We start from the raw sequence: 18,629 nt of genomic DNA, 5'->3' as shown, positions 1-18,629 counted from the left end.
CGGATGTCACAGATTTTGGAAGGAATGAATTGTGCTCGGCACAATTCAAAATCCGGACGCAATTACGCCAAGGCGAAATTGATTTAAGAGGAGGAAGAGTAGATGGCAGAGGTTCGCAATTGTCCGAAATGTAATGAGTTTTTTAATTATATAGGGGTCAGAGAAGTATGTCATAAATGCGCTCAATCTGAAGAAGATTTATATCAAATCGTTTATCGCTTTTTACGTAAACGCGAAAACCGTGCTGCGACAGTAGAACGTATTGTTGAAGCAACAGGAGCAGAAGAAGAACTATTGTATAAATGGGTACGCAAGGGGCGTTTACAGCCTGCGATGTTCCCGAATCTTGGCTACCCATGTGATAACTGTGGTCATCTAACGACTAAAGGCAAGCTTTGTACAAAATGTCAGGATGAATTGAAGTCGGAGCTACGCACATTCGAAGCTGCGAAGGAGTTCCGTGAGAGTGTGGCAGAACGTGATCGTGTAACGTATCACGCTGATCGAAAATGAGAAGGGCCTAAAGTGTGTTAATTTTAAACAAAATTAGCACACTTTTTTATATTTGAAAACTTAACATTATGTGAGACAATCCGAAATAATAGGAAGATAAGCTTTTAGATAGGGGGGGATTACATGAAAATTACATCATATGGGATAAATGCAGTGAACGCCTATAATAATCAGGTGCGCAATGTACAATCAAGCACTAACAAGGCATCCTTCGCAGATAAAATCGAAATTTCAAAGACTGCACAGGAGATGCAAGGGATTTCAACATACAACACAGAGCGTGCAGAGCGCGTAAAACAATTAAAAGAAGATATCGCATCTGGCGAATACAAAGTGGACGCTCGCAAAGTGGCAGAAGATATGCTGAAATATTATCGTTTCTAAGGAATATCAGAAAGGGTGCTTCGCAATATGTCTGTAGAAACGATCTGTTCTACACTAACAAAACTAGAAAGAATGCATAAAAGCTTACTTGAACTAGCCATAAAAAAAACTGAAATCATTACAGCTGGTGATATCGAAGCACTGGACCAAATGCTCAAGGATGAGCAGGCACATGTAGCAGCCATCGATAAGCTCGAGCAACAGCGTCAGAAACAGGTAACGGATTACCTTGGGGCAAAAGGATTTGCTTCAACTGACAAAGCAACTGTCGCTGATGTCATCGAGGCTGCTGAACAACAGACTGAAAAAGACACGCTCTCAGCTGTTCGCAATCAATTATTGCAAATCATCGACGACTTAAAAAAACAAAACGATTTAAATCAAAAACTAGTGTTCCAATCACTACAATTTGTCAATCTGACATTGGGATCCTTACGACCTCAGACCGAGCAAATGAACTACTCTGGTAGTGAGATACGCGGAACAAATAAGGTTGCTAAAAAATCATTTTTTGATTCTCAAGCATAGTTTCTTGCGCCCATGCAAGAAACATTTGCTTGGAATGATAAACGTTCAAAAAAGGAGGAAAAAAAATGCGCTCAACATTTATGGGCTTAGAAGCTAGTAAACGCGGTTTATTTACACAACAAACAGCTTTATATACAACTGGACATAATATTTCCAATGCAAATACATTAGGTTACTCTCGCCAACGAGTAAATATGCAAGCGACGCAAGGTTTCCCTCAAGCAGGTTTAAATCAACCTAACTATCCAGGACATCTTGGGACTGGGGTTGAAGCGGGATCGATTCAACGTGTTCGTGACGAATTTACCGACCGTCAAGTCCGTCAAGAAACAAACAAGCTAGGCTATTGGGAATCACGTTCAAATTCGATTTCTCAAATGGAAGATATATTGAATGAACCGTCTCAATTTGGTTTAAATGCAGCATTAGAACAGTTCTGGAAAGGGCTTCAAGATGTCAGTACAAATCCAGAAAATGCAGCCTCTCGTCAAGTAGCAATCAAACGTGCTGAACACCTAGCTGAATCATTTAGATATATGGACAAGCAGTTAAAAACAATTCAAGGTAACATAGGAAATGAAATTAATGTAGCGACGGATCGTATCAACTCACTCCTAAAACAGATTGCTGCCATCAATAAACAAGTTCAGGAAGTAGAACCGAATGGTCATGTACCGAACGACTTATACGATGTACGTGATGTTTTAATCGATGAATTAAATAATTACATACCTGTATCCATTAAACGTGTCGAATCTGGCGGAAATGCTAGTAAAGTAGCTGAAGGAAGCATAACAGTTGTATTCAAACCATATGGTACAGATAAAGAAATTGAGCTAGTGAATGGTAGAGACTTTGCTACTATCGAAGTAAGTGGCACTGTTGCAGATCCAAGTGGTTCCAAGCAAATTAATGGTAACGACTTGTCCAATGTGTTCTCAGCTATTCAAGTAAGTGGACTTGGCACATCAGAGTCCATTACATTTGACCAGTTAGAACCAGGTAAAGGGAAACTATTATCTCTTATTGATTCGTACGGATATGATAGTGCAAATGGGCCAAAAGGTTATTACGTAGAAACATTAGCAGACCTTAATAAATTGGCAGTTAAATTTGCTGAAGCCTTCAATAAAATGCATAAGCAAGGCTACGATTTATCAGGTGTTCAAAATGATATAGATTTCTTTACTACGAAAGACGGATCTCCAATAACTGCAGGCAATATTATTGTAAATGATATTTTTATAAAAGATCCTTCAAAATTAGCAGCATCTGATGCAAAGAATGAAGAAGGAAATGGTAAATGGGCACTTGAACTTGCTAATCTTCAATCCAAAAGCCAAAGTGAGTTAAATGGTGCGACATTTAACTCTTTCTATCAAGGAATGATCGGTAAACTAGGAACTGATGGTGAAGAAGCATATCGCTTAAACATGACTTCTGAAAAATTATTAGTAACACTTTCTGGTAATCGTGCCTCAGTAAGTTCAGTGTCCCTTGATGAGGAAATGACAAATATGATTACGTTCCAACAAGCATATAATGCCAACGCACGTATGATTACAGTTGTCGATGAAACATTAGACAAAATCATTAACGGCATGGGCCGTGTAGGAATATAGAAAATACTCTAGCATTACGATAGAAAGGGGCTTTTAAAAAATATGCGCGTAACACAATCCATGTTATCGAATAACATGCTTTTAAATTTAAATAATAGCTACGGTAAAATGTCTAAGCTACAAGACCAAATCACTTCAGGTTCTAAAATTACTCGTCCTTCTGATGACCCAGTTGTTGCGGTAAAAGGCATGGGCTATCGACGTGATTTAGGTCAAGTTGAACAATATACACGTAATATGAATGAGGTAAATAACTGGTTAGACACGACAGATGAATCGCTCAACCAAGTTGGTGAGCAGATGAAGCGTGTTCGTGAGCTTGTTATTCAAGCGGCCAACGATACGAATACACCAGAAGAACGTGCGAAAATTAAAGCTGAAATCGATCAAATTCGTAAGCAAATTCAGGATGTAGGTAACACGAAGATAGCGGATCGTTATATCTTTAGTGGTACACGTACTAGTCAGCCGTTATTTGAAAATGGTGTCATCAACGCAGCGAATGTAAACTCAGAAGATGTAGTTATGGAAGTATATGATGGTATTCAGATGAAAGTGAATACACCAGGTGCTGATCTTTTCCAAGATGTAGATAATATGATGGAGAAAATCTCTAAACTTTTAGATCCTAATCGTGCCGGTGGACCAGCTACTGGTGAGGAAATTGGTAATGCGCTTGGAGGAGTAGCTGAACAAAGTACTGGCGATGACATTACAGCGATCCATAATAAAATTCTCGAGGCTCAGGCTGATGTCGGGGCACGTCAAAATCGTGTGGAGTTAATGGAGAATCGCCTTTCTATCCGTGAAATCGGTGTAACAAAGCAAATGTCCGATAATGAAGATGTTGATTATTCGAAGGCTATTACTGAAATGGTTACTAGTGAATCGATTCATCAAGCTGCACTTTCTGTTGGTGCGAAAATAATTCAACAAACATTAGTAGATTTTATTAGATAAAACAGATTTATGAAATTGTCTACCTGATTTTTGCTTTAAAGGCAACAGGGGATCTTATCTACTAATAACTCAGAAGCGTTTGGACATTTTGTTCAGACGCTTTTCTTGAAAGGAGAATTGAAATTGCGACTTCCACAAATTCAAATTCACACAACTGATGCAAAAATAGAACTTGAAATTAGTAAGCCACAACAGCATATTGAACAGCCTAAAGCTACTCAATCTATTGAACAACCAGCAGCAATCTTGGAGATTCATACAACTAGAGGCGTTTTACAAATCGACTCTTCTCAAGCAAGACGAGATATAGGGATGATTAGCCCTTTGGAATCAAGTGCAAACTACGCTGAAGAAGGTAGACAAGGGGCACTTAAGGGGATGGCACGTAGAGCAAGTGAAGGCCGTCAATTAATGGAGAATGCAGGTAAAGGGCAAGGGCGTGCGACTATTCAAAATATTGCGAAACAAAACCATGGTCCTCATCGTGTGCCATTTAACATTAAATTTGTACCTTCAGTAGACTCTGTTAAAATCGACTATACACCAGGTACTACGGATATCGATATTGAGAAAAGAGACCCAATAATTGACGCAAAGGTGAACAAATCTATTCACGACTACACACCTGGCAAAGTAACTAGTACAATGGTACAAAGACCGGATGTTAACATCGACGTTATCATTTAAAGGAGCGCATGAAAGAATGAAAATAGCTACTAAATTTTTAGGTGAAATCGAAATTGAAGAACAAGATATTCTAACATTTGAGCAAGGTTTATTAGGTTTGGAAAATTATAAGAAATTTGTGTTACTACCTATAGATGCAAACCTTCCGTTAATGTTACTTCAATCAGTTGATAAGGTGGAAATTGGTTTTGTAATAGCCTATCCATTTGCCTTCAAAAATGACTATAGCTTTGACATTAGTGACGAGGATCGTGAGCAACTGCAGATTGAAAAAGAGGAAGTTGTTCTTACATACACTATTATTACAATGAAGGAAACATTGCAGGATTCTACTATTAATTTGCTAGCGCCTATAATTATTAACCTGGATAAAAAACTTGGTAAACAAATCGTCCTCCAAGATAATAAGTCATATCCGCTACGGTACCCAATGCAAACATTGGAAGGAAGTGCGAAATAATGCTAGTGCTTTCACGTAAAAAAGATGAATCTATTATGATAGGTGACCAAATCGAAATAAAAATATTAGCAGTGGATGGCGAACAAATTAAAATTGGCATTGTTGCACCAAAAACGGTTAAAGTACATCGCTCTGAAGTTTTTGAAGCTATCCAAGCACAAAATAAAGAAGCTTTATCAGCATCATCAATCTTCTTAGAACAGCTAAAGAAAAAATAAAGAATACGTACTTTAGCTATATTTTTAAACTAGTAATCTATTACATAAAAAAATAAATAAACTTTTGAAAAAACTATTAAACATTTCCAACTAATTACGATATATAGATTGTAAGGGGCAGGAAGTACATACACACTACCTAATCCGATATTCCACACGGATGTGGAATGACAAAACAAACATTCAAGGAGGAATTCCAAATGAGAATTCAACACAACATTTCAGCTTTAAACACACACCGTAACCTTTCTTTCAACAACACTGAAGCTTCTAAAAACTTAGAGAAATTATCTTCAGGTTACAAAATCAACCGTGCTGGCGATGACGCTGCTGGTTTAGCAATTTCTGAAAAAATGCGTGGACAAATCCGTGGTCTTGATATGGCGACTAAAAACGCTCAAGACTCAATCTCTTTAATCCAAACTGCTGAGGGTGCTCTTAACGAAACACATGCAATTCTACAACGTATGCGTGAATTAGCAGTACAATCTGCGAATGATACTAACGTATCTTCTGACCGTGGGGATTTACAAAAAGAAGTTGACGCATTAGTAGCAGAAATTACACGTATCTCTACTGATACTGAGTTCAATACTCAAAAATTATTAAATGGTTCATTTGGCGGTAAAGTATTCCATATCGGTGCAAACATAGACCAAAATATTACGCTTTCAATTGCGAATATGGGCGCAGGTGGTCTATCTGTATCAGGTATTGATATTTCTTCTCAAGGTTCTGCAAATGCAGCAATTACAACAATTAATGACGCTTTGAAAACAGTTTCAAGCCAACGTTCAGACTTAGGTGCTGTTCAAAACCGTTTAGAGCACACAATCAATAACTTAGGTGCTACATCTGAAAACTTAACAGCTGCTGAATCTCGTATCCGTGATACAGATATGGCTAAAGAGATGATGGGCTTCACAAAGAACAACATCTTAATGCAAGCTGCACAATCTATGCTAGCGCAAGCTAACCAACAACCGCAAGGCGTACTTCAATTATTACGATAATAATTTCGCCTAATTATATTAAAAAGGAATCCGTTCAATATTTTGAACGGATTCCTTTATTATTTTTGAATTTTGACGATAAAATAAGAGAGGTGAAATTTTTTGTCAAAATATAAGATTGAATATATAAAAACTAGAAATAATTTAGAAACAGTTACGTTGAATGGTTATTTATTACATAGTAAATATGATCCAATTCAAGAAGCTTCAAGAATAGTTGATAAGGAATTTGAAGAGGGATATGTACATATTTTGTTTGGATACGGATTAGGATACATAACAGAGGTATTAAATGAAAAAATCGAAGATGCTACAAAACTAATTATTATTGATCCCATATATCCATTAATAAACGTAGGAGAAAAAACAAAAAAAAATACAATTATTAATCAAATTGAAAAAAAAGAATTAGAAGTTTTAATTGCTGGTGCCCTTAAAAATTTAAGTAAAAAGGTAAAGGTAATTTGTTCACCTAACTACGATAAAATTTTTCCAAACGAAATGAAAAGAGTTTTAGAAGTAATAAAAGAAGTACAAAAAATGCTTCAAGTTCATGAAAATACTATAAGGGTATTTTCAGATAATTGGCAGGAAAATTTTATTCAAAATTTATTTAATCTAAGCCGAGATAGTTCGTTGGAAGAATTAAAAAAAACGTATTCTTGTCCCGTAGTTTTAGCTTCCGGTGGTCCATCTCTAACAAAACAATTGTCACTATTAAAGGAAATAAAAAATCAAGTAATTATTATAGCAGCTGGTTCCACTATTAATTCGCTTCTTGCTAAAGGAATTGAGCCGGATTATATAGTGACGATAGATGGAGGGCTTGAAAACTATAATCATTTTAAGGATATACCAAAAATAAAATCACAATTAATTTATGCTATTACTAGTCATTATAGAATTCAAGATGAATACCCAAATAATAAATATGCCTTTCTAGCTGCAAGTAATCAAGCATATGGTGAACATATTAAAAGAGTATTTTCAATTGATTTACCTCGCATAAGTGGTGGTGGGTCAGTTGCAAACTTCGCCTATTCAATAGCTGCGTATATTACGACTGGACCAATAGCAATTATCGGACAAGACTTAGCGTATACTGATGATAAATCTCATGCAGAAAGCAATAAACGCTTTAAAAAGGTAGATGTAGACTTTATGAAGTCTAGAGGAACTATAGAAATACCAGGATATTATGGAGACATGGTTGTAACGGATTATCCATTTTTATCTATGAAAAAAAGTTTCGAAGTAATACATCAAAATATGCAACATGATTCCCCTATTTATAATTGTACTGAGGGGGGAGCAAAAATTGAAGGTATGGATCAACTATCTTTTGTAGATTTTTGTGAAGCATATGTCTACCAACAGTGTAGGGAAAAAAAGGAGATTGTAGAAGAGAATAATTATAGAAAAATAAATACTTCAATTTTTATTAGTAAAATGAATGAGCTTATTAGTATATACAACCATTTGATAAAACAATTGGAATTGGCACTTAAATTATTGAACCAGAATAAATCGCTAGGAACCTTTAATAAGAGTACTTTGAGCGAATTGAGTAAAATAGATAAAAATTTGGAGAAAAAATTAAAACAAGTATCATTGAATTATTTAACAGATCCGATTACATTGGATATTTTAAGAAACTATGAACCAAAATTAAATGAGGGATCAATAGAAACTTATACAAGGGTGTATAATCAATCTAAAGAACTTTACTCAAGATTATTAGAAGCAGTTAAAAAGACGAAGCAATATACACTAGATACTATTGATAAAGCAAAAACATATGAGAGAGGTAATGAAAATGGATGATATTTTAAAAGAAACGATTGAAAGTTATAATGAATACGTAAAAAAAATACCAATTGGTAGTAGAATCATCGCAGAAAAACTACGTGAAGATCAAATTACTGAGGCATTAAATTTTATTAAGGATTTTACAGAAGGTGTAATGTGGTTAATAGATGCAGGTAGCTTAATTGAGAAAAATGGAATTTCTATTTATTTAAATATCAGTTCAATTCAATCGTATTTAAGCGAAATCAATGGTGGTCTTCAAATTCAAGATAACAATTTAGTAGCGGATTTATTTGAATATGAAATAGCGCCTTTCTTTTCTGATTTACAAGACATTGATAGTACACCAACAGCATGAAATTTGAGATATTTGAGGCGAAAAATGGAGAAAATACGCTGAAAGTTAATAATCTCCTCTTGTATAGTAAATACAGACCACTTGAAGATGCAAGACGCTTTATTGATAAAGAGTATGATCAAGAAGCAAAGGGATACCTATTGGTTGGTTTAGGGCTTGGTTATCACCTGAAGGCATTACAAGATTTAGTAGAACCATATAAAGAAATTCTTGTCCTTGTTTTAGATAAAAAGGAGCTTGATTGTTTTAAGGATTCGAAAATCGAAATGGAATTAAGACATAAAAAGAATGTACAAATAATTGATAGTATTATTGATTTAGCAATGAATACAGACTATCAAGTAATCATTCCACATGTTTGGCTACCAGTAATGGGGCAAGACCATCCTTTATATTCTTTTTTGATGGATATTAAAATAAAGCAAATGTCATATAAACGATTTGCTCCATTAATGGAGCAAAACTTTAAAATTAATATTCAGTTAGATGATTTTAAGCTTATGATTATAAAGGAGAGTTTAAAAGACAAGAAAATAGCTGCCTTAGTTTCCAGTGGTTCTTCATTGAATGAAACAAAAAAATGGTTAGAAAAAGTAAATGAAGATATTTATATTTTGAGTGTAGGTTCTGCATTGAAACCGTTGTTGGATGCTGGGATCACACCTCATGCAGCGATAATTTCTGATCCACAACCTTTAATAATGAAGCAGTTTAACAAGATTCAATATAATGGAGATTTATTTTATTTATGCACAGCTGATAACAATACTGTGAATAATTACAAAAATAATAGATGTGTATTATTGCAAAATGGCTATTCATTGGCAGAAGAATTGGCAACTGAATTAAAGTATCCAACCCTTGATACTGGTGGTTCGGTAGCAACTTTAGCATTCAGCCTTTTGGAACATCTTGATTTTAAACACCTTGTATTATTTGGCCAAGATCTTGGATTTAGTAGTAACGAGTCGCATGTAATAGGCTCAACATCTGGAAGGACTGTTGAAGATATAGAGCAACTCTTAACAGTAGAGTGTAATGCAGGTAAGATGATTAGTACTACGAAAACACTTTACAGTTATTTAAAATGGTTTAATAGTGCCGTTCAAGATACAAGCGTTGAAGTTTATAATACAGCTTTATATGGTGCGAAAATCGAAGGAACTCAATTAATAAATGAACAGCAATTTTGTGAATTAATTAGTAAAGGAAGTATATAAATGACAAATATACTTGCAATTATACCTGCTAGATCAGGTTCAAAAAGCGTAAAAGATAAAAATATTCGACCTATGAATGGAAAACCTATGTTGGCTTATTCCATAGAGCACGCTTTAAATTCAAACAAAATAAATCGTGTGATTGTGAGTACAGATAGTGAGAAATATGCAAATATTGCGAGTAAGTATGGGGCAGAAGTTCCTTTTCTTCGACCAGCAGAAATTTCAGGCGATTTATCATTAGATATTGAGGTATTTCAACATGTCCTTGCCTACTTAAAAGAAGAAGAGGCATATGTTCCAGATATTGTCGTTCAGTTAAGACCTACTTATCCTGTTAGAAATGTACAGGATATTGATCAAATGATTGATTTAATATTAGCAGATGACGAAATAGATTCTGTTCGTTGTATAGCAGCAGCAAAAGAAATTGCCTATAAAATGTGGCGTAAAAATGATGATGATACTTTAACACCATTACTTACTGATATTGAAGAAGCTTATAATATGCCCAGACAGCAATTGCCCAAGATTTTTTATCAAAACGCGTGTATTGATGTAATCAGAACGAGTGTTATTACTGAAAAAAATTCAATGTCTGGTCAAAAGATTAAAGGATATGAATTAGATCATAACTTTGATATTGACACAGAGGATGAATTTTTAAAAGCTGAGCAGTATTTACGCTTAATGGAAGGTAACAATCGTTTTGTATTTGATATCGATGGTGTAATAGCTGAATTTAGAGCAGATTTGGATTATCACTTTGCAACGCCTAATAAGAAAATGATACATATCATTAATCAGCTTTATGATGCAGGGAATAACATTATTTTATTTACGGCAAGAGGATATGTTACGAAGCAAGATTGGCGTGAAGTAACAGAGAAGCAGATGTCAGATTGGGGTTTGAAGTATCATGAGTTGTTGTTCGGTAAACCAAATTCTGATTTTTATGTCGATGATAAAATGATACATATGAACGATTTATATAGTTTTTTTTACTAGGATGGAGATGAATTAAATGAGTATATTTGATAATTTAATAATTTTTGAGATGGCGAATAGCCACCAAGGTAGTGTAGAACATGGCATTAGCATCATTAAAGAGATGGGCAAAATTTCTAGAAAATACAATGTGAACGCTGCTGTGAAATTGCAATATCGTGATATTGATTCCTTTGTACATCCAGACTTTAAAGAAAGAACAGATATAAATCACATACCAAGATTTATGAGTACAAAATTAAATTTTGAGCAATTTTGTGAATTAATAGATGCTATTAAATCAGAAGGTATGATTGCGATGAGTACACCATTCGATGAAACGGGTGTTAACTGGTGCGTTGAACAAGGATTAGATGTCATTAAAATAGCAAGCTGTAGTGCGATGGATTGGCCGTTACTTGAAGCTGCTGCTGCTACAGGCAAACCCCTTATTATTTCAACGGGTGGGAAAACAATAGCTGATATTGATAAAATATTTAATTTCTTTACTCATAGAAATTGTGAGTTTGCATTATTACATTGTGTAGCAGAATATCCAGCACCAATGGAAAGACTTCAGCTAGATTTTATAGACCGAATGAAGAAGCGCTATCGAAATATTACGATTGGGTATTCAGGGCATGAAAATCCTGACGATAATATCGTTTCGATGTTGGCTGCAGCAAAAGGAGCAAAAATCCATGAGCGTCATGTAGGTTTACCGACAGAAACAATCACACTCAATACATATTCAATGAATCCATCACAAGCTGATAGATGGGTAAAATCTATTGTTACTGCAAGAGATATTTGTGGCTTGAAGAAAGAAAATACAAAATATATCAGCCAAGCAGAACTTGACTCATTAAACTCTTTGATGAGAGGAGTTTATGCGAAAAAAACGATTGCAATTGGAGATAAGATTACGGAAAACGATGTATTCTTTGCGATGCCATATCAAGAAGGACAGCTAAGCAGTGGGGATATGTATGATGGATTAGTTGCGACAAAAGAATATAGCATAAACGCTCCAATTTATGAAAAAAAGTATACATCTGATATAAAAAGTGCTAGAAGCGTTATTCATGATGCAAAAGGTATGCTGTTTGAGGCGGGTATTGCATTGGGTAATGATTTCGAAGTGGAATTATCGCACCATTATGGTATGAAAAATTTCAGACAAATTGGAGCCATTATTATTAATATCGTAAATCGCGAATACTGTAAAAAATTAATCATTGTTTTACCTGGACAAAAACACCCACGTCATCTTCATAAAATAAAAGAAGAAACATTCCAATTACTATATGGAGATTTAGAAGTTGAGATAAATGGTTCGAAATCCATTATGCACCCAGGGGATATGAAAACAGTGTTACGAGGTCAAATTCATTCCTTCTCATCTAAAACAGGTGCGATTTTCGAAGAGATTTCTACAACACATGTTAAAGGAGATTCTTATTATCAGGACAAAGAAATTTCTAAATTAGATTTAATTGAGAGAAAGACAATTATTAGAGAGTGGTGAGTACAATGAAATGTTCTTTATGTGGATCCGATAAAATAAAAATGCGTTTTGAACGTGTAAGGGATCGCAGTGATATTCAAGTTCTGGAATGTGAACAATGTACATTAGTGTTTTTGTCTTCATTTGAGCATATATCAAATGAATTTTATGAAGAATCAGGTATGATGAATGGCAAAGTTGATATAAAGAATTATCGTCAACAATCAATTGTTGATGATAGACGTCGATTTAATGATTTGAAAAATAAAATAATTGGTAAAAAAGTTCTTGATTTTGGATGTGGTGCTGGAGGTTTCTTGCACCTAGGAAATGAGCTGTGTGAAGAAATTCATGGTGTTGAATTAGATAAAGCTTTAAATAAAATTATTAATGGTGAGGGAATTAAATGTTATTCTAATATAGATGAACTTGAAGAAAAATATGACGTAATTACTCTATTTCACGTTGTTGAGCATTTAGTTAATCCTACAGAAACACTTGGAAAATTAAAGAAATATTTGAAACCAAATGGAATTTTAGTGATAGAAGTTCCTAATGCTGATGATGCTCTATTGACATTATTCAACAATGAGGCATTTGCCAGTTTTACATATTGGAGTTGTCATCTGTATTTATATAATGAGTTTACATTAAAGTCGTTGTTAAAAAATGCTGGGTACTCTGTGAAAGCTGTGAAACAAATTCAAAGGTATCCCTTAAGTAATCATTTGTATTGGCTCAGTAAGGGAATGCCAGGTGGACATAATCATTTTGGTATATTAGATAATCCATTATTAAGACAGTCTTATGAAAGTTCATTAGCTGCACTTGGTAAATGTGATACTATAATTGGTGAATTTCAAGTAATTGATTAAGAGTTAATCAAATTAAGGGTCAGTAGTAAATAATTTTTTTGTAGTAAGATTATTGTTATTAACTAGATCTTCAAGACTCACTTTTTGCTGTCGATTTCATAATAATTCTAACAGCTGTAAAATTAAAGTTTGTGAGTTCTAAGTTTACAGCAGAAACGACAGTATAACTAGTTAAATGCGTAAAAAGAATTAAAAAAAATAAAAGATGAAGTAATTTATATAAGTTAACTTATCATACTAAAAAATACAAAAGTTTATTATTAAGCAAGTAGATAAATGTTGATTAATTCTTCAATAATACTTAACTAAATAGGAGTATACGATGGTTAAAATAGGAGATATTTTAAAAATAGAAGATAAATTACAGATAGTTGTAGAGTGTAATAAAAAAACGATTGTTACAATGGGTTATATAAATCAAAGTATTATTTCTAATCAAATAGAAGAATTCACATTTGAAGAATTAAAAGAGAAATCCATTAATTTAGTAGGCTCAATTTCACAAGAATTATTAGAAAAGGCAAAGCGTGAAATGATTTTCAACAAAGTAGAAGAATTCCATGATTTGTTTCATCAAAAAAAGGAATTTGTTTCCGGAGAAAGTCAATTAAGTTATGCAGGTAGAATCTATGATAAAGATGAAATGATAGCTTTAACAGATGCATCTTTAGACTTTTGGTTAACTTCAGGCCGTTTCTGCAAACAATTTGAAACTGATTTTGCAAAGTATTTAGGTGTAAAATATGCACTCCTAACGAATTCAGGTTCATCGGCAAACTTATTAGCAGTTTCGGCACTAACTTCACCTAAGTTAGGAGATAAACGTCTACTACCGGGCGATGAAGTAATAACAGTTGCAGCGGGATTCCCTACAACTGTAGCTCCAATTTTACAAAATAGACTAATCCCTGTCTTTGTGGACATTGATTTAGGGACTTATAATATTTCTGCAAATCAAATTGAGCAAGCCGTATCAGACAAAACGAAAGCTATTGTAATTGCACATACAATGGGGAACCCTTTTGATTTAGATACAGTTATGGAAGTAGCTAATAAGTATGGTTTATGGGTAATTGAAGACAATTGTGATGCTCTTGGTGCAAAATATAACGGTAAATTAACAGGTACTCATGGTCATATTGGTACTTCTAGTTTCTATCCTCCGCATCATATGACTATGGGTGAGGGTGGAGCAGTATATACGAATAATCCAAAATTAAAGATGATTATTGAATCGTTTAGAGACTGGGGACGGGATTGTTGGTGTCCATCTGGTTGTGATGATACGTGTAACAAACGTTTTGATTGGCAACTTGGACAATTACCTCAAGGTTATGATCATAAATATACATATTCACATATTGGTTATAATTTAAAAGTTACAGATATGCAAGCTGCTATTGGTTTAGAGCAGTTAAAGAAACTTCCTATATTCATTGAAAGGAGAATTCATAATTTTAATCGACTTAAGTCAAATTTAATAGTTCTTCAAGAAGATCTGATATTACCAGAAAAAACACCTAATAGTGAGCCTAGTTGGTTTGGTTTAATTTTAACAGTAAAAGATGGTAGTAAGGTTTCACGCAATAAAATAACTCAATATCTTGAAAAAAATAAAGTTCAAACAAGAATGCTATTTGCAGGTAATTTAACAAAGCAGCCTGCATTTGTCAGTTCTGAATATCGTCTTGCAAGTGATTTAAAGAATACGGACAAGATTATGAATGATACATTTTTAGTTGGTGTATATCCGGGATTAACTGATGAAATGATTGATTATATGAGTAAGAAAATAATAGAAGCAGTAGAATTCGCAAAACTTTGAGGTGATAAAATGAAAGTAGTTATTTTAGCTGGTGGATTTGGAACACGTATTAGTGAAGAATCTCATCTTAAACCAAAACCAATGATTGAAATCGGCGGTAAGCCTATTCTTTGGCATATTATGAAAACATATTCGCATTATGGATTTAATGATTTTGTAATTTGTTTAGGGTATAAATCTTTTTATGTAAAAGAATATTTTGCACATTATTTTTTACATGAATCAGACGTTACATTTGATTTTAGAAATGGAAATAAACAAATTATCCATCATGTGACAGCTGAACCATGGAAGGTTACACTAGTAGATACTGGATTAGAAACAATGACTGGTGGCCGTTTAAAGCGAGTAAAGGATTATCTTGATAATGAAACATTTATGCTCACATACGGTGATGGTGTTTCTGATGTGAATATTAAAGATCTAATAGAGTATCACAAATCACATGGCAAATCAGCTACTGTTACAACCATACAACCAAGTGGTCGATTTGGTGCGCTAGAAATAGGAGGAGATAATGAGGTATTTGGCTTTAAAGAGAAGCCAAAAGGTGATGGTGGGTGGATTAATGCAGGTTTTTTTGTATTAGAGCCAGAAGTAATTGATTATATTGTTGGGGATGAAACGACATTTGAGGCAGAGCCATTACAAAATCTTGCTCTAAATCAGGAATTAAAAGCTTATAAACATAAAGGGTTTTGGCAACCAATGGATACACTAAGGGATAATCGTTTGTTGGAGGATTTATGGAAATTTGAGAAAGCACCATGGAAAATATGGGAGTAGATTATATGATTGATAAATCATTTTGGATAGATAAAAAAGTGTTTTTAACAGGTCATACAGGTTTTAAAGGATCTTGGCTATCAATTTGGTTAAATAAACTTGGTGCACAAGTATGTGGCTATGCGCTAGAACCTAATACTGAACCCTCTTTATTTAAACAAGCTAATGTCGATAATCTAATGGAATCTATAATTGGGGATATTCGAGATTTAGAATATTTAAAGCAAATGATAATTGAGTTTCAACCCGACATTATAATTCATTTGGCTGCGCAACCAATAGTACGTGAATCCTATGCCAATCCAGTAGATACATATGCAATTAATGTTATGGGGACAGTGAATTTGCTAGAGGCTGCACGTGAATGTGACTCAATTAAAGCAATTGTCAATGTCACAACCGATAAAGTTTATGAAAATAAGGAATGGGTTAAGGGCTATCGTGAAACAGATCGATTAGGTGGCTATGATCCATACTCAAATAGTAAGACATGTTCAGAGTTCATTACTTCATCATATATCAATTCTTTCTTTAATCCAAATCTATATGCACAGCATGGAGTAGCCATTGCAACTGCTCGTGCTGGAAATGTTATAGGGGGAGGAGATTGGGCCAAAGATCGACTAATTCCAGATATCTTTAGAGCTTTAGAAAATAATAGGGATATTGAAATCCGAAATCCAAATGCTGTACGTCCTTGGCAACATGTATTGGAACCTTTAGCAGGGTATATGATGCTTTGTGAAAAATTGTATAAAGATGGGTCTAAATGGACAGGAGCATGGAATTTTGGCCCAGTAATTAGCGAAACTAAAGATGTTATGTATATAGTCGAGTATATAAAAAATGCGAGCTCAGGCTTTGTTGAATATAAGATTCAAGAAGGTGATCAAGTACATGAAACAAATTTATTAAATTTGGATTGTACAAAGTCAGTAGAGTTATTAAAATGGCAGCCAAAGTGGAATATTGAACAAACTTTAATGAACATTATAAATTGGCATGAAAGTGTTAACTCAGGCAAGCAAGCCTATGAAATGTGTTTAGAACAGATAGAGGAATATATGAATGAAGGCTAATCCGAAAGTAAAATAAAATTTAAGAGAGGAGGTATATTAATGAAAAATATTAAACTATTAGATTGTACTCTAAGAGATGGCGGCTATTTAAATGATTGGGCTTTTGGATATAATAATATTGTCAATATTTTTGATCGACTATGTAGTGCAACAATAGATGTTATTGAAATTGGTTTTTTAGATGAGCGAAGAGTAAAGGATTATGATAGGACTATTATGCCTAATTGCGAAGCAATTAATGAGATTTTTGGCTCTTTAGATAAGGGAAACTCAATAGTTGTTGGGATGATTGATTTTGGAACATGTAATATCGAAACTCTTCTTCCTAGCAATGAGTGCTATTTAGATGGAATTCGAGTAATATTTAAGAAAAATGATATGGTTGCAGCAATTGATTATTGTCAACAAATTAAACAATTGGGTTACGAAGTATTTGTACAAGCGGTATCAATTACTAGTTATTCAGATGATGAGTATATGGAGTTAATAAAATTAGTCAATAAATTAAATCCATATGCTTTTTCTGTAGTGGATACATATGGATTGCTTCATAAAGTACAGTTAATGCATTACTTTAAATTGGCAAATACCCATTTAAAGGAATCGATCGGACTAGGGTATCACTCACACAATAATTTTCAATTGGCTTATGCGAATTGCATAGAAATTATTGAAACAGCGCCTAATAATCGCACTATTTTAGTTGATGGCACATTGTATGGAATGGGGAAAGGAGCAGGTAATGCTCCACTTGAATTATTAGCAATGTATATGAACGAGAATCTAAATAAAGTATATGACATAGAGCAAATATTAGAAGCAATAAATGTAAATATTTTGGGGATGTATGAAAGTGTTCCATGGGGATATTCACTAAAATTCTTTATTTCAGCACTACACTCTTGTCATCCTAATTATGTAACATACCTTATGGAAAAAAAGACACTATCAATGAAATCTATTAATGATGTGTTAAGGAAAATAGAGGAACAAAATAAGTTATTTTATGACCAGGAACATATAGAACAACTTTATTTAGTTCATCAAAAACAAGATTGTGATGATACTGAATATATAGAGCAGTTAAAAAAGATTTTTTATCAAAAAGATATACTATTACTAGGGTCAGGGAACTCGATAGTAAATGAACGCAATACAATTCAAAATTTTATGGATACAAATAAGCCAGTGGTAATTGCTGTGAATTATTTACCGGAATATGATGTGGACTTTATATTTATTAGTAATTCTCTCAGATATGTTCAAATGGCTTCTAGGTTAAAGAACTTAGATTCCAAAGTAAAACTGATTGCAACTTCTAATGTGGCAAAAGCTAAAGGACGATTTGATTATAAATTACGTTATAGTTCTCTTTTAGATGAAAAAGCGCAGTTTGTAGATAACCCACTAATTATGTTAATAAAATTAATGGATGACTGTAAAGCGAAGAGAGTAGAGTTAGCTGGTTTTGATGGTTATTCAACGTCAAAGGTTCCGGATTATGTTGATTCGGATATGGAATATTCTTTTACAAAAGAAAAAGCAATAGAAATTAATAATGATACAATTGCTAGTTTATCAAGATTGGATATTTCTACAGTAGTAAGTTTTATAACAAAATCATTGTATGTTATTGAGTAAATACAGTGAGATTTAATATAAAAATAATAAAACACCAAACTTTTCAATGGGAATTTGAAGTTTCATTTCACGCGTTTGTTTATCCAGTTTCTAAATGAAAATCAAATAAAAGAGAGATTCTCATGTAAAATGTTAGTTACTACAACAATTACGAAAT

The 18,629-nt window shown here is 33.7% G+C and carries 19 protein-coding genes; all 19 read left to right on the top strand.

Going from position 1 to position 18,629, the window contains the following annotated elements:
* Window positions 1–102: 102 nt before the first annotated feature.
* The 19 genes from ACQKMI_RS15480 to ACQKMI_RS15390 all read left to right on the top strand — a co-directional run bounded on the left by ACQKMI_RS15480 (window position 103) and on the right by ACQKMI_RS15390 (window position 18,472).
* Window positions 103–513: a TIGR03826 family flagellar region protein gene (locus ACQKMI_RS15480; protein WP_427490355.1), complete on the top strand. Its 411-nt coding sequence runs from the start codon at window positions 103–105 to the stop codon at window positions 511–513.
* Window positions 514–636: 123 nt separating this feature from the next.
* Entirely contained in the window at window positions 637–897 is a 261-nt protein-coding gene (flgM, locus tag ACQKMI_RS15475; RefSeq protein WP_323645560.1) for a flagellar biosynthesis anti-sigma factor FlgM, read from the top strand.
* Between the two features lie 27 nt (window positions 898–924).
* On the top strand, window positions 925–1,425 hold the full coding sequence (locus ACQKMI_RS15470; RefSeq protein ID WP_427490353.1) for a flagellar protein FlgN: 501 nt from the start codon (window positions 925–927) through the stop codon (window positions 1,423–1,425).
* A gap of 65 nt (window positions 1,426–1,490) precedes the next feature.
* Window positions 1,491–3,047: a flagellar hook-associated protein FlgK gene (gene flgK / locus ACQKMI_RS15465; protein ID WP_427490351.1), complete on the top strand. Its 1,557-nt coding sequence runs from the start codon at window positions 1,491–1,493 to the stop codon at window positions 3,045–3,047.
* Between the two features lie 42 nt (window positions 3,048–3,089).
* Window positions 3,090–4,007 (top strand): flagellar hook-associated protein FlgL, encoded by a 918-nt coding sequence (gene flgL / locus ACQKMI_RS15460; protein ID WP_427490350.1) that lies wholly within the window; start codon window positions 3,090–3,092, stop codon window positions 4,005–4,007.
* A 123-nt stretch (window positions 4,008–4,130) separates the two neighbouring features.
* Complete coding sequence (locus tag ACQKMI_RS15455) at window positions 4,131–4,694, top strand: DUF6470 family protein (protein WP_427490348.1); 564 nt, start codon at window positions 4,131–4,133, stop codon at window positions 4,692–4,694.
* Between the two features lie 16 nt (window positions 4,695–4,710).
* On the top strand, window positions 4,711–5,154 hold the full coding sequence (gene fliW / locus ACQKMI_RS15450; RefSeq protein WP_427490346.1) for a flagellar assembly protein FliW: 444 nt from the start codon (window positions 4,711–4,713) through the stop codon (window positions 5,152–5,154).
* Window positions 5,154–5,372 carry a carbon storage regulator CsrA gene (gene csrA / locus ACQKMI_RS15445; RefSeq protein ID WP_427490344.1) on the top strand — a complete coding sequence of 73 codons (219 nt, stop codon included), beginning with the start codon at window positions 5,154–5,156 and terminating at the stop codon, window positions 5,370–5,372. Before fliW ends, csrA begins: the two co-directional genes overlap by 1 nt.
* 200 nt (window positions 5,373–5,572) lie before the next feature.
* Complete coding sequence (locus ACQKMI_RS15440) at window positions 5,573–6,385, top strand: flagellin (protein ID WP_427490342.1); 813 nt, start codon at window positions 5,573–5,575, stop codon at window positions 6,383–6,385.
* 102 nt (window positions 6,386–6,487) lie between these two features.
* The gene (locus tag ACQKMI_RS15435) at window positions 6,488–8,209 is read left to right on the top strand and encodes a motility associated factor glycosyltransferase family protein (RefSeq protein ID WP_427490340.1); all 1,722 of its coding nucleotides are present in this window, start codon (window positions 6,488–6,490) and stop codon (window positions 8,207–8,209) included.
* Window positions 8,184–8,552, top strand: a complete 369-nt coding sequence (locus ACQKMI_RS15430; RefSeq protein ID WP_427490338.1) for a hypothetical protein — start codon at window positions 8,184–8,186, stop codon at window positions 8,550–8,552. Before ACQKMI_RS15435 ends, ACQKMI_RS15430 begins: the two co-directional genes overlap by 26 nt.
* Window positions 8,549–9,772 (top strand): 6-hydroxymethylpterin diphosphokinase MptE-like protein, encoded by a 1,224-nt coding sequence (locus ACQKMI_RS15425; RefSeq protein ID WP_427490336.1) that lies wholly within the window; start codon window positions 8,549–8,551, stop codon window positions 9,770–9,772. Before ACQKMI_RS15430 ends, ACQKMI_RS15425 begins: the two co-directional genes overlap by 4 nt.
* Entirely contained in the window at window positions 9,773–10,780 is a 1,008-nt protein-coding gene (locus ACQKMI_RS15420) for a cytidylyltransferase domain-containing protein (protein ID WP_427490334.1), read from the top strand.
* A gap of 16 nt (window positions 10,781–10,796) precedes the next feature.
* Complete coding sequence (locus ACQKMI_RS15415) at window positions 10,797–12,287, top strand: N-acetylneuraminate synthase family protein (RefSeq protein WP_427490332.1); 1,491 nt, start codon at window positions 10,797–10,799, stop codon at window positions 12,285–12,287.
* Window positions 12,288–12,292: 5 nt separating this feature from the next.
* Entirely contained in the window at window positions 12,293–13,141 is an 849-nt protein-coding gene (locus ACQKMI_RS15410; RefSeq protein WP_427490330.1) for a class I SAM-dependent methyltransferase, read from the top strand.
* Between the two features lie 322 nt (window positions 13,142–13,463).
* Window positions 13,464–14,966 carry a lipopolysaccharide biosynthesis protein RfbH gene (rfbH, locus tag ACQKMI_RS15405; RefSeq protein WP_427490328.1) on the top strand — a complete coding sequence of 501 codons (1,503 nt, stop codon included), beginning with the start codon at window positions 13,464–13,466 and terminating at the stop codon, window positions 14,964–14,966.
* Window positions 14,967–14,975: 9 nt separating this feature from the next.
* Window positions 14,976–15,752 carry a glucose-1-phosphate cytidylyltransferase gene (rfbF, locus tag ACQKMI_RS15400; RefSeq protein ID WP_427490326.1) on the top strand — a complete coding sequence of 259 codons (777 nt, stop codon included), beginning with the start codon at window positions 14,976–14,978 and terminating at the stop codon, window positions 15,750–15,752.
* Between the two features lie 5 nt (window positions 15,753–15,757).
* Window positions 15,758–16,831, top strand: a complete 1,074-nt coding sequence (rfbG, locus tag ACQKMI_RS15395) for a CDP-glucose 4,6-dehydratase (RefSeq protein ID WP_427490324.1) — start codon at window positions 15,758–15,760, stop codon at window positions 16,829–16,831.
* A 39-nt stretch (window positions 16,832–16,870) separates the two neighbouring features.
* Entirely contained in the window at window positions 16,871–18,472 is a 1,602-nt protein-coding gene (locus ACQKMI_RS15390) for an aldolase catalytic domain-containing protein (RefSeq protein WP_427490322.1), read from the top strand.
* The last annotated feature ends 157 nt before the right edge of the window (window positions 18,473–18,629 follow it).

The organism is Lysinibacillus sp. NPDC097214 (genome assembly GCF_050277945.1).
GTDB classification, from domain to species: Bacteria; Bacillota; Bacilli; order Bacillales_A; family Planococcaceae; genus Lysinibacillus; species Lysinibacillus xylanilyticus_B.
The sequence above is the reverse complement of the archived record's forward strand: the minus strand, read 5'-3'. Positions and strand labels throughout refer to the sequence as shown.

Excerpts from the sequence above, each read along its gene's own strand:
- rfbF (WP_427490326.1), top strand. The coding sequence starts at position 14,976 with ATGAAAGTAGTTATTTTAGCTGGTGGATTTGGAACACGTATTAGTGAA.
- rfbG (WP_427490324.1), top strand. The coding sequence starts at position 15,758 with ATGATTGATAAATCATTTTGGATAGATAAAAAAGTGTTTTTAACAGGT.
- flgM (WP_323645560.1), top strand. The coding sequence starts at position 637 with ATGAAAATTACATCATATGGGATAAATGCAGTGAACGCCTATAATAAT.
- flgL (WP_427490350.1), top strand. The coding sequence starts at position 3,090 with ATGCGCGTAACACAATCCATGTTATCGAATAACATGCTTTTAAATTTA.
- ACQKMI_RS15430 (WP_427490338.1), top strand. The coding sequence starts at position 8,184 with ATGAGAGAGGTAATGAAAATGGATGATATTTTAAAAGAAACGATTGAA.
- ACQKMI_RS15440 (WP_427490342.1), top strand. The coding sequence starts at position 5,573 with ATGAGAATTCAACACAACATTTCAGCTTTAAACACACACCGTAACCTT.
- flgK (WP_427490351.1), top strand. The coding sequence starts at position 1,491 with ATGCGCTCAACATTTATGGGCTTAGAAGCTAGTAAACGCGGTTTATTT.
- ACQKMI_RS15415 (WP_427490332.1), top strand. The coding sequence starts at position 10,797 with ATGAGTATATTTGATAATTTAATAATTTTTGAGATGGCGAATAGCCAC.
- csrA (WP_427490344.1), top strand. The coding sequence starts at position 5,154 with ATGCTAGTGCTTTCACGTAAAAAAGATGAATCTATTATGATAGGTGAC.
- ACQKMI_RS15470 (WP_427490353.1), top strand. The coding sequence starts at position 925 with ATGTCTGTAGAAACGATCTGTTCTACACTAACAAAACTAGAAAGAATG.
- ACQKMI_RS15425 (WP_427490336.1), top strand. The coding sequence starts at position 8,549 with ATGAAATTTGAGATATTTGAGGCGAAAAATGGAGAAAATACGCTGAAA.
- ACQKMI_RS15420 (WP_427490334.1), top strand. The coding sequence starts at position 9,773 with ATGACAAATATACTTGCAATTATACCTGCTAGATCAGGTTCAAAAAGC.
- ACQKMI_RS15480 (WP_427490355.1), top strand. The coding sequence starts at position 103 with ATGGCAGAGGTTCGCAATTGTCCGAAATGTAATGAGTTTTTTAATTAT.
- ACQKMI_RS15410 (WP_427490330.1), top strand. The coding sequence starts at position 12,293 with ATGAAATGTTCTTTATGTGGATCCGATAAAATAAAAATGCGTTTTGAA.
- fliW (WP_427490346.1), top strand. The coding sequence starts at position 4,711 with ATGAAAATAGCTACTAAATTTTTAGGTGAAATCGAAATTGAAGAACAA.
- ACQKMI_RS15390 (WP_427490322.1), top strand. The coding sequence starts at position 16,871 with ATGAAAAATATTAAACTATTAGATTGTACTCTAAGAGATGGCGGCTAT.
- rfbH (WP_427490328.1), top strand. The coding sequence starts at position 13,464 with ATGGTTAAAATAGGAGATATTTTAAAAATAGAAGATAAATTACAGATA.